This window comes from Pantoea sp. SGAir0215, assembly GCF_043543215.1.
Genome location: NZ_CP028032.1, coordinates 253,884 through 264,090 on the forward strand (window position 1 = coordinate 253,884; position 10,207 = coordinate 264,090).

12 protein-coding genes and 1 riboswitch are annotated in these 10,207 nt (G+C 56.3%); of the genes, 2 read left to right on the top strand and 10 right to left on the bottom strand.

The genetic code is table 11. The features are described from left to right. Nucleotides 1-12: 12 nt before the first annotated feature. Complete coding sequence (locus C1N64_RS22165) at nt 13-477, top strand: GNAT family N-acetyltransferase (RefSeq protein WP_006122039.1); 465 nt, start codon at nt 13-15, stop codon at nt 475-477. A 22-nt stretch (nt 478-499) separates the two neighbouring features. On the opposite strand, the gene C1N64_RS22170 is transcribed toward C1N64_RS22165, so the two are convergent. The 6 genes from C1N64_RS22170 to C1N64_RS22195 all read right to left on the bottom strand — a co-directional run bounded on the left by C1N64_RS22170 (nt 500) and on the right by C1N64_RS22195 (nt 4,677). Then, nucleotides 500-1,462, bottom strand: coding sequence for a HesA/MoeB/ThiF family protein (locus C1N64_RS22170; protein ID WP_006122038.1), 963 nt, complete (start codon nt 1,460-1,462; stop codon nt 500-502). 9 nt (nt 1,463-1,471) lie between these two features. Next, a complete protein-coding gene (locus C1N64_RS22175) occupies nt 1,472-2,230 on the bottom strand; it encodes a thiazole synthase (RefSeq protein ID WP_205954610.1) in 759 nt (252 codons plus the stop codon). 2 nt (nt 2,231-2,232) lie between these two features. Next, the gene (thiS, locus tag C1N64_RS22180) at nt 2,233-2,430 is read right to left on the bottom strand and encodes a sulfur carrier protein ThiS (RefSeq protein ID WP_006122036.1); all 198 of its coding nucleotides are present in this window, start codon (nt 2,428-2,430) and stop codon (nt 2,233-2,235) included. After that, nucleotides 2,415-3,359: an FAD-dependent oxidoreductase gene (locus C1N64_RS22185; RefSeq protein ID WP_006122035.1), complete on the bottom strand. Its 945-nt coding sequence runs from the start codon at nt 3,357-3,359 to the stop codon at nt 2,415-2,417. Before C1N64_RS22185 ends, thiS begins: the two co-directional genes overlap by 16 nt. A gap of 138 nt (nt 3,360-3,497) precedes the next feature. Next, a riboswitch (TPP riboswitch) is annotated at nt 3,498-3,617 on the bottom strand. A gap of 77 nt (nt 3,618-3,694) precedes the next feature. After that, a complete protein-coding gene (locus C1N64_RS22190; RefSeq protein ID WP_006122033.1) occupies nt 3,695-4,015 on the bottom strand; it encodes an AzlD domain-containing protein in 321 nt (106 codons plus the stop codon). Beyond that, complete coding sequence (locus C1N64_RS22195; protein ID WP_006122032.1) at nt 4,012-4,677, bottom strand: AzlC family ABC transporter permease; 666 nt, start codon at nt 4,675-4,677, stop codon at nt 4,012-4,014. The genes C1N64_RS22190 and C1N64_RS22195 overlap by 4 nt, the downstream gene beginning before the upstream one ends. 102 nt (nt 4,678-4,779) lie before the next feature. On the opposite strand from C1N64_RS22195, the gene C1N64_RS22200 reads away from it, so the two are divergent. After that, nucleotides 4,780-5,328, top strand: a complete 549-nt coding sequence (locus C1N64_RS22200; protein ID WP_033742317.1) for a helix-turn-helix domain-containing protein — start codon at nt 4,780-4,782, stop codon at nt 5,326-5,328. 12 nt (nt 5,329-5,340) lie between these two features. Here the strand turns inward: C1N64_RS22200 and C1N64_RS22205 are convergent, their stop codons facing one another. Genes C1N64_RS22205 through C1N64_RS22220 form a run of 4 tightly spaced genes read right to left on the bottom strand, consistent with a single transcriptional unit; the run spans nt 5,341 to nt 9,987 of the window. After that, the gene (locus C1N64_RS22205; RefSeq protein ID WP_394515550.1) at nt 5,341-6,753 is read right to left on the bottom strand and encodes an ABC transporter ATP-binding protein; all 1,413 of its coding nucleotides are present in this window, start codon (nt 6,751-6,753) and stop codon (nt 5,341-5,343) included. Further along, nucleotides 6,738-7,529 (bottom strand): ABC transporter permease, encoded by a 792-nt coding sequence (locus tag C1N64_RS22210; RefSeq protein WP_058702494.1) that lies wholly within the window; start codon nt 7,527-7,529, stop codon nt 6,738-6,740. Before C1N64_RS22210 ends, C1N64_RS22205 begins: the two co-directional genes overlap by 16 nt. Then, nucleotides 7,526-8,461, bottom strand: coding sequence for an ABC transporter permease (locus tag C1N64_RS22215; protein WP_172913290.1), 936 nt, complete (start codon nt 8,459-8,461; stop codon nt 7,526-7,528). Before C1N64_RS22215 ends, C1N64_RS22210 begins: the two co-directional genes overlap by 4 nt. Continuing rightward, a complete protein-coding gene (locus C1N64_RS22220; protein WP_394515551.1) occupies nt 8,461-9,987 on the bottom strand; it encodes an ABC transporter substrate-binding protein in 1,527 nt (508 codons plus the stop codon). Before C1N64_RS22220 ends, C1N64_RS22215 begins: the two co-directional genes overlap by 1 nt. Between the last annotated feature and the right edge of the window lie 220 nt (nt 9,988-10,207).

Here is a 10,207-nt window from a genome sequence, read left to right on the forward strand (position 1 = left end):
AGAGGGAAACAGATGGTAGCCGTTCAGCAATGGTATAAAGACGATTATCTGATCACGACAGATCGCGCAAGGATGGATATTGAGGCGATTCATCGCTATCTCACCCGCTCAACATGGGCAGCCGGTATTGATGGAGAAACCGTGGCCCTGTCGGTAGAGAACAGCTTAAATTTTGGCCTTTTTCATCATCAACAGCAGATCGGATTTGCCCGCTTTGTTACTGATTACGCCACCTTTGCCTATTTATGTGATGTCTACGTGCTGGAAGAGTATCAGGGCGCAGGTCTGGGAGGTTGGCTGATTACCTGCTGTCAGTCCCATCCCATCGTGGATAAACTTCGCAGGATGCTACTGTTCACCTCAACCGCGCCATGGCTATATAAAAAGTTCGGTTACGAGCCCGTCAACCGGCCCGATTACGCCTGGACGATTACCCGACCCGATATCTATCAGGCCCGTCGTTCAGACCGGGCCTGATAAGCCTGCTTTTCCGTCAGATTTAGCGGTCGGCGATGATGGCCAGCCGCTCACAGCCACGCGCCTCCAGTGCCTGCGCGGCCTGAGCGGCACGCATGCCGCTGGCGCAGACCAGAACAATGCGCTTATCCGCGGGCGGTTGCCAGCAGGCAATATCCTGTGGCAGTAGCCTCTCAGCATTCGTGCTGACGCTCACGGGGGCTTCATCCATCCCACGTAGCTCCACCACGCAGTCGTCTGGCGTCAACAAGGCAGGATCAATAAACGGAATCCCGGGTTTTTCCGGTTCCGGTGCCGCATCAAAGCGGAACTGACGCAGTTGCCATGACACAAAATCACAGTTAATCATGCACCCTAACGGTGACGGCGACAGCGTTAGCAGTATGCTGAGCGCCATCTGAGCCTGCATGGCGCCTAAGGTGGCGACCGCCGGGCCTAAAACCCCCGCAGTGTTGCAGTTGCCTGATGCTTTGGGTAAACGGGGAAACAGCGCGCGATAGCTGGGCGCTCCGCCGCAGAATCCGCCAACATAGCCTTGTCTTCCCAGCACTGAGGCACTCACCAGGGGAATTCGTCGGGCATAGCAGTTGTCGGAGAGCAGATAGGTCACTGCAAAATTGTCTGCGGCGTCAATGACCAAATCAATCCCTGTCATTGCCGTATCGATAATGCTGGCACGCAGGGCATCAACATGCGGCTCGATGAGTATGTCAGGATTGCGTTGCGCCAGCGCACGCTGCGCGCAGAAAACCTTGGGCTCGCCAATGTCGGCAACGGTAAACAACGTCTGGCGATGCAAATTATGCAGCGTCACGACATCATGATCATACAGCCGGATATAGCCCACGCCGGCACCTGCGAGCAGGGGCAACAGGGTTGACGCGAGTCCACCCGCGCCCACGACCAGAACGCGGGCTGCAGCCAGCGCCTGCTGCCCCTCATCCCCGACTTCGGGCAACATAGTCTGTCGTTGATATCGCGACATTTTCGCTCCTTAACTGAACTGCGCCAGACCAAAAACGGGCGTGGAGGCGACCGCCATATCCCGACGTTCCATCATGCCGGCCAACCGCGCCTGATGTCCTGACTGAATGGCACTGGCAAACGCTCCCGCCATGCGTACCGGATCGTGGGATTTCGCGACGGCGGTATTCAGCAACACGGCATCAAAGCCCAGCTCCATCGCCTGCGCCGCCTGGCTGGGAGCACCGATCCCTGCGTCAATGATCAGCGGAACGTCTTTAAACCAGGCACGCATGGTGCGTAAACCGTCAATATTGCGTAGCCCCTGCCCCGAGCCAATGGGCGCGCCCCAGGGCATCAGCACCTGACAGCCCGCTTCCAGCAGTTTTTCGCCCACAATCAGATCTTCTGTGGTGTAAGGAAAAACATGAAAACCTTCGGCACATAAAATACGGGCGGCCTCCACCAGGGCGAATGGATCCGGTTGCAGGGTATCCGCGTGCCCGATCACTTCCAGTTTGATCCATGGCGTGGCAAACAGTTCGCGCGCCATATGCGCCGTCGTGACGGCTTCCCTGACGGTATGGCAACTCGCTGTATTGGGTAACACGCGCTTATTCAGCGTTTTCAGTAAATCGCGAAAGGCCCCACCCTGATTCCCTTCCCGACGCAGACTGACCGTGATGATATCCGCACCGGAGGCCACAACAGCCTGCTGAAGAATATCCGGTGAGGGATAACCGGCCGTACCCAGTAAAAAACGGGAGTCGCCCTTGTAGTCGTAAAACATGATCAACCTCCCTGCATTGGCGACAGCACTTCCAGACGGCAGTTGGCCTCAAGCAACTGTGAGGCATAGCGCTCTCTGGGAACAAAGGTTCCATCGAGGGCACTGGCCACACAGCCAGCGTCAATGCCCTGCTCTTCTAACAACTCCGCAAGCGTCCCGGCTTTCGTCTCGATAGCACGACCATTTAGTTCGATTCGCATAGTAGTCTCTCTGTTGCAAGTTGATGCATGAGCTTTTCGGCCATAACCGGTGCCAGCAAAAAGCCATGGCGATACATACCGTTAATGGAAAAGACACCGTTTTCATAACGCACGTCGGGGAGGTTGTCGTGATAAGCAGGACGTAACCCCGTCCCGCTTTCGATAATGCGCGCTTCGGCAAGCGCAGGATGAATGCTGTAAGCAGCGCTCAGCAGCTCCATCATGGCGCGCGCGCTGATGGGGCTGGTATCCTGACTCTCAACCATGGTGGCCCCGAGCATAAAGTGCCCCTGCGCCCGGGGAACCAGATAGCAAGGAAAACGGGGATGCAGCAGGCGTAAAGGTCGGGAAAACGTGATCTCATCCGTTTGCAGTATTAGCATTTCGCCCCGCACCGCACGCAAGGCTGGCTGTGCCTCACGCGCATGAATACCGCGGCAATCAATAATGCGTCCGCTGGGCTTGCCAGCGTGAATACTGACGCCCGCGCTGACCAGACGTGCACGTAACTGTTGCATTGCCTGACGCGGATCGAGATGCGCTTCAGCCGGGAAAAATAATCCCCGGGCGAAGCGGTTTTCCAGCGCGGGTTCGATGTCACCTGGCGCAACCCACTGATGCGCTAGGGTCATGCTGGCAAACCGGGTAAGTTCGGCGCTGTCACGCGGTGGCGCGAGTACGAGTGTGCCCTGCTGTTCAACGCCACTTACGCGGGCTGCCCACCACGCTGCAGCGTGCTGTCCCCATTCAACGACCTGCTGAGGCGCACTTTCTGCCTCACACCAGGGTGCCAGCATGCCGCCAGCCCAGTAGGACGCCGCCTGACAATTCGGTTGCGTAATGACTTCAACCTTCTCGCCGTGTTCGGCCAGTAACGTCGCGATACAGAGTCCGGATACACCGCTGCCCAGCACTGACCAGCGGCTCATTGTCCGCCATCCTGATGGGGTAAAAACGGAATAAGGATAGTCACATTGGCCTCTCTGTTAGCTCTCAGAGACCCGCGATACAAGAAGGGAAAAAGCACAAGCCTGACAGAAACAGGCTCTGCGGCAAGCATCTACGCGATGCGCAGATGCCCGTCTTCCTACGCCAGTATCAACTGGGTCAGGTTCTAAGGGTCGCTAAGCCGCGCATGGCGCTATTAGCCTCTCAGTCTCTCTGGCGAGACTCCCCTGACGGGTTCTAGTTGTATTTTAAGCGACGCTGTTCGTCAAGGCTGACACGCAATTTATCGCCGGGTCCGGCAAGATAAATAGCGCATTCAGGGTACACCCATGTAGCGCAACAACGCCGTCATGCAGGCCGCGCCCAGAATAATGAAAATCAGCGGAGCTCTACGCCAGGCAAGGAACAGGGCAAACCCGACGCCCAGCACTCTGGCCATCCCTGCAAAATGCTGGCCTTCAAACAGCGTGGTGGTTGCCGCAACCGCAAGCAGCAGTACAGTGGCAGCATCGGATAACATATTTTGGGTTCGTTCACTGACGGGCAGACGATTGCCGAGTTTAACACCCGCGAAACGGATGGCGTAGGTGCCAGCAGCCAGCAACGCAATACCTGCAATAATCATGGCGTGATTCATTTGCGCGATCTCCATGTAAAGAGGCCAAGCAAGGAAAACAATACGGGCATACCGGCAGGTACGAAAGGCGTGACCACCAGCGACAAAAACGCACCAGTCATAGCAGGAATGCGGGTGCGCGCTTTGCGTAAGGCAGGAAAGATTAGCGCAATCAGGATCGCGGGAAAGACCGCATCCAGGCCGATAGCAGACACATTCGGAATAAACTGCCCTATCGCCGCGCCAGCCATTACGGTCACAGGCCAGATTACGCCAATACTGATGCCGCATATCCAGAATGCCTGGCGACGTTGCGCCAGCGTAGGCTGGGAAATGCCAAACACGACACTTTCATCATTCATGATGTGGCATCCTAGCAGACCCCGTCTGCCCTGACCGACCAAATCCTTGACAGTGATACCAAAAGGAAGATGACGCGCATTGACCAACAGCCCCGCCGCTGCCGCCGTGAGAGGACTGCCACCGCCCGCCACGATACCGATAAACAGGAATTCAGACGCCCCCGCCAGCACCAGCGTCGATAACGCCAGCGGCACCCAAAACGGAAAACCTTCTGCAAGAGCGAGCGAACCATATGACAGGCCAACAATGCCATCGGCAAGACAGACAAGGAAAATGGCTTTTATCACGCCCTTGTCCAGCGTCCCTTTTTTATCCAGCATCACGATTAGATCCCATAACGAACGATATACCCATTATAATGAACGGACCGCAGCAGCATTACAAGATGAACGATACGTTCGCCATAACGAACAGGATGCAGGATGAGTACACCCATTGATATTATCGCCAGCAGTTTAGTCAGAGAGCGCCAGCGGGCAGGACTGACTCTCGCAGAAGTCGCGCGTCGGGCCGGCATAGCAAAATCGACCCTCTCTCAACTTGAGGCGGGGAACGGTAATCCTGGCATTGAGACGTTGTGGTCACTTTGCGTTGCCCTGAATATTCCGTTTGCCCGCCTGATGGAGCCGGAAGCGAACCGCCTGCAGGTTATTCGTCGCGGTGAAGGCCCTGCCGTTGCCGCCGAGCAGGCGGATTATAAAGCCGTCCTGCTGGCAACCTGTCCGCCCGGCGCGCGACGGGATATCTATCTGCTAAACATCCAGCCCGGCAGCGAGCGCCGCTCGCAACCGCATTCGCCGAACACCATTGAGCATCTCATCTTGACTCAGGGACGCGCGCTGGTCGGGCCCACAGACTCGCCCGTCGAACTGGCACCGGGCGACTACATCAGCTATCCCGGCGACACTGAACATATTTTTCGTGCGCTGGAGCCGGATACGCTGGCCGTGCTGGTCATGGAGCACATCTGAGGGTGCTCTGCCTCAGTCATCAGGCAGGCTAATCGCATCAAGGGAAATGACCCGATGTGCACTCCTCTCAAGTAGCGTGAGATCATGACTGACCAGCAGAATGGCGCAGCGTTGCTGCATGGCCAGATCAGTCAGTAAGGCCAGCGTCTGTTGCTGAACCACAGGATCGAGACGCGACGTGGGTTCATCGGCAAACAGGAACACGGGATTCAGCAACATCGCCCGAAGCAGCGAAAACCGCTGAAGCTCACCGCCTGACAATCCTGAAGCCGGACGGTCTAACAACGCCTGTCCGAGCCCCAATTGGCGCATCCGCTCATCACGTCGCCTCACCGGAATTGTGTGGCGCTGCAGCAGATCGTCGATGATCTGGGCCATAGTGATATCCGGTGGAAAAACCGCAGAAGGATCCTGGTACAGTTTTTGATAACGCAACGGATGAAACCTGCCCGGTCGGGTTATCGTTCCCTTATCGGGCTTAATCAAGCCCGATAGCGTATCTCCCAGGCTGCTTTTGCCACTGCCGCTCTCACCATAAAGCCCAACGATTTCACCGGCGCGAAAGCATAAATTTACATTGCGGAACAACGTTTTCCCGGCGCGTTTCAGAGTAAGCCCTTCGGCCCGTAATACGAGGGTGTCATCACAGGGCAACAACGTGGCCGGTGGCCAGGCATGGGGTTCGGCGGCCAGCAACTGTTTCGTATAAGCCTTCTGCGGCGCATTCAGGACTTGCGTGGCATTGCCCTGCTCAATCACCTTTCCCTTATGCATCACGACAATGTCACCGCCTAACTGCCTGGCCAGCGCGATATCATGGGTGATGGTCAGCAAGGCTTCGCCGCGGGCTACGGCCAGGTTGAGCATGTCACCAATTTCGTCCCGTCGCGCCACATCCAGTCCTTTCGTCGGTTCATCCGCGATAAGCAGAGTGGCACCGCCCGCCCGCGCAGCGGCAAAGCACACCCGTTGGGCCATTCCACCGGAAAGCTGCCAGGGGAAACGCTCTGCCGCGTGGGCCAGCCCCAGCGAGTCCAGCGCCAAACCTGCCGCCTGCTGCGCGCCCTGACGCGTGTACCCCTGTATGTACCGATAACCCTCTTCTGTCTGGCCTTTCACACGCATCGTCGGATCAAGCGCCAGCAAGGGCTCCTGAGGTAGAGCGGCAATACGGTGTCCCCACAGCGCACGGAGTGCTGTCAGATCGGTTCGCAGATTATATTGCTGCCCGTCAATGACTACCGTTCCTTCAGCGCGCAGTCCGTCGGGTAAGGCGCCGAAAATCGCCTGCGCAAACAAACTTTTTCCCGATCCTGTCTCACCAATGAAGGTGACGGGCCTGCCGGGATGGATGATCAGACTTACAGGCTCAACAATGCAGGTATCCGCGAAGACGGCGACCTGTTTGATTACGATGCTTGCCATTTGCGCTCCTTGTTGACCAACAAATTCAGCCCCACCAGCAGGATAAACAGCACAACCACAGGCTGCAGTAATAGCCAGGGCGCTTCCCAGGCATAGGGGAACAGCTCCGTCATCATCAGGCCCAGCTCAGGTGTGGGTGGACGAACGCCAACACTGATAAATCCCAGCGCCGATACGGCCATAATGGCATTGCTGAATGCATAGACGGTCAGTGTCAGCAATAACGGAGACAGGGCCGGCCAAAGATGTCGGCGAAAGAGATAAACAATGGAGAAGCCAAGCAGTGAAGATGACTGAACGGCTGGCGACATGACCACAGGCCGCAGCGTGGCGCGCGTCACACGGAAAAATTCCACCCACAGTACCAGTGAAAGTCCCAGCCATAACATGAGCGGCGCGTCAGGTGCGATTGCGGCGAGCAGCAGGACTAACAGCAGGCCCGGCAGCGCCAGACACATGTCGGCCAGCATACCGAAAAGTCGATCGACCCATCCGCCGTACCAGGCGCTGGCTATTCCCGCCAGCAGCCCCATGAGCATTGCTGTAATCACACACAGGGCCGCCAGCCCCAGCGACAATCGCAGCGCCGCACTCAGGCGCGCCAGCATCGAACGCCCTAAATGGTCATAACCCAGCCACGCGTTACCCGAGGGCGGCGTTAACATCTGTAACAAATCCTGCTGCAGGGGATCGTTCTGATTCAACAACGGCATCAGCCATGCAAAGGCCAGCAAGGTTAAAATTATCACCAGCCCCGTTTTTTGGCGGTACGTCATACGCGTTTACCTCGGGGATCCAGGACATAACACACGCCATCAACAAGCATATTTAAGGTGACAAAGGTCAATCCCAGTACCACCGCACTGGCCTGAATCACCGGAACATCCCGGGCAAAAATCGCATGTACCAGCGCGTGTCCGACACCTGGCCAGGCAAAAAGAGTTTCGATCACCACCACACCTTCCACTAACCAGACGAACTGCATGCCGATCCAGGTGACGACAGGGACACTGAGATTGCGCAAACCATGTCGCAAAAACAGGTGCGGCGCGGAAAGGCCCTTTTGCGCTCCCCAGCGATACCAGCCTGCTTTCACTGCCTGACAGGTTGCCTCACGGACAACACGCGCCCCTACCGCGCTCAGCGTTAATGCCAGCGTCAGCGCCGGGAGGATGAAATGTTGCCCTTCCCCATGCCCCGCACTGGGTAGCCAGTTCAGGCGCAGCGAAAACAACATAATCAGAAGTAAACCCAGGGCAAAATGTGGAATCGATTTAAACGTGGGTGCCAGCACGTTAATGAGCCGATCAACAACACCGCCCGGCCGACATCCTGCCCAGACCCCCGCAGGAATAATGAGAATCAACATCATCAGCAGTGCTACACCGGCCAGAGCAAGGGTTTGTGTTAACTGCCAGCCCAGCTCACTGCTGACCGGCTCGCCTGAGACGAGAGATCGCCCGAAATCGAAGCGCAGCAGATCCCACATCCAGTGCCATAGTGCATTTCCCTGAGCGGAAAAGTCCGTCAGCTGTTGCTGCACGCGGGTAACCGCCGCCAGGTCGACCCGGTCATAACCATATCGTCCCGACGCAATGCGCCACGCCATATCGCCCGGTAACGCCTGTACTAAAACGAACGTTAAAATACCGACGGCAAAAATCACAAAGGCAGCCTGACCCAGGCGCCAGACGAGTTGTTTAAGCATTATTCCGCCCATTTGATTTCACGCAGGCCAAAATGGCGTTCAAAGGGATCCAGTTTTATGGCGGCGAGCTTCGCGTTTACTGCTGCTGACTGCTGGTACCAGGCAACCGGAATAACCGGTAAATCACGCTGTAATGCGGCGGTGATGACCGCTCTTGCCTGCTGTCGTTGATCAGGATCGTTGCTACGTGAAAGCGTGCTGAGCGCCTTATCAAACGCGTTGTCGTGCCAGTTCATTGCGCCCCAGTCACCTCCCTGCGAACCGTAATCCTGAAGTAGCGTGCCGCCAGGATCCGGCGTCAGGGCGAAATTACGGGCATAGAGCGCCATTTGCAGGCTGCCATCATGATGACGCGCGGGTATCTCACTGGAATTGGTTGAATTGATGATGACCTCGATTCCGACCTCTCGCAGTTGTTGCTGAATGACCATGGCGATTAAGGGCAGCTCGGGGCGATCGGGATATGTCAGCAGCGTGAGGGTAAAGCGCTGGCCAGCGCGGGTTAACATGCCGTCCCGGCCGGATATCCATCCGGACTGTGCCAGTAAGGCGGCGGCACGCTGAGGAGCATAATCCAGAGGCTGTAAAGACGCGTTGTGCCACCCGGCCATAGAGGGCGGGAACATCTGTGTTGCCGCACCGGGATAGCGTAATATGGCCGCAGACAGCGCATTCCGATTGATCGCCAGGCTGAGCGCTTCGCGCGTGGTTTGTTCCTTCAGGAACGGATGAGCGACGTTCAGCTTCAGCATCACCGTACGGGGTACGGAAACGGTAAGCACCTGTAGTGAACTTTTGTGTGACAAGCGCTGACGGCTGGCGGCGTCCAGATTAAAGAGGTAATCCGCATCACCACTTTCTGCAAGTAATGCGCGCGTTTCGGCCCGACCCGCGGACAAATAACGGGCACGTTCAATGCTGGGTTTCTCTCCCCAGTATCCTTCAAACCGTTTTACACTCAGTGACTGAGGTGGCTGGAAACTGACGAGCTGGAAAGGGCCACTGCCGATGACGCGCGTAATGGTATTGGTATCGTCCCAGGAACTCAGCGCGAGGATTTGCGAACGGCTTTCAGCCAGCACCGCCAGCAGCGGCGTGAAAGGCTCGCTCAGCGTGACCGTCACACGCCGATCTTCTCCGCTGACCGACGTAATGGGTGCCTTGTCGAGTAAACCTGGCTTACTGCGGGCGGTATTCAGCGATTTTACGACGCTCTCAGCAGTAACAGGCGATCCATCATGAAAATGGGCGTTGCTCCGCAGCGTAAAATGCCATTGCAGCCCATCAGGCGAAATGTCCCAGCTTTCGGCTAACGCGGGTACCGCCTTGCCTTTCTCATCCGTTTCCACCAGCGTTTCCACCACATCCATACGAAGCAGAATGTCGCCTGAAAGGGCGGGATCGGGACCTTTAATCTCGAAAGGTGCGGCAATGCGAACGGGCTGATTGCGATCGGCGTAAGCACTTAATGACGCAAACAGCAGGCCAGTAAGCGTACCGAAAAACCAGTATTTGAATTGTGTCATGATATGTCTGTTTACCACATAATGTTTCCCAGAATTAATTATGTTATAACATAACAATTAAAATATGAACCCGCTTAACGCTCAGCCAGTCGCATCAGCCTGCTCGCTTTCAGTCTTAACAGCAAAGAAATGGAAACCCTGAATCCAACAAAGCATATTGAAAATGGCCGCTATTTTGTTATGTTATAACATAATATATTCGCCATTTAAGGATCATTTC

Coding starts and splice junctions, on each gene's coding strand:
- C1N64_RS22220 (WP_394515551.1), bottom strand. CDS start 9,987: ATGACACAATTCAAATACTGGTTTTTCGGTACGCTTACTGGCCTGCTG.
- C1N64_RS22185 (WP_006122035.1), bottom strand. CDS start 3,359: ATGAGCCGCTGGTCAGTGCTGGGCAGCGGTGTATCCGGACTCTGTATC.
- C1N64_RS22205 (WP_394515550.1), bottom strand. CDS start 6,753: ATGGCAAGCATCGTAATCAAACAGGTCGCCGTCTTCGCGGATACCTGC.
- C1N64_RS22195 (WP_006122032.1), bottom strand. CDS start 4,677: ATGCTGGATAAAAAAGGGACGCTGGACAAGGGCGTGATAAAAGCCATT.
- C1N64_RS22190 (WP_006122033.1), bottom strand. CDS start 4,015: ATGAATCACGCCATGATTATTGCAGGTATTGCGTTGCTGGCTGCTGGC.
- thiS (WP_006122036.1), bottom strand. CDS start 2,430: ATGCGAATCGAACTAAATGGTCGTGCTATCGAGACGAAAGCCGGGACG.
- C1N64_RS22210 (WP_058702494.1), bottom strand. CDS start 7,529: ATGACGTACCGCCAAAAAACGGGGCTGGTGATAATTTTAACCTTGCTG.
- C1N64_RS22170 (WP_006122038.1), bottom strand. CDS start 1,462: ATGTCGCGATATCAACGACAGACTATGTTGCCCGAAGTCGGGGATGAG.
- C1N64_RS22200 (WP_033742317.1), top strand. CDS start 4,780: ATGAGTACACCCATTGATATTATCGCCAGCAGTTTAGTCAGAGAGCGC.
- C1N64_RS22165 (WP_006122039.1), top strand. CDS start 13: ATGGTAGCCGTTCAGCAATGGTATAAAGACGATTATCTGATCACGACA.
- C1N64_RS22175 (WP_205954610.1), bottom strand. CDS start 2,230: ATGTTTTACGACTACAAGGGCGACTCCCGTTTTTTACTGGGTACGGCC.
- C1N64_RS22215 (WP_172913290.1), bottom strand. CDS start 8,461: ATGCTTAAACAACTCGTCTGGCGCCTGGGTCAGGCTGCCTTTGTGATT.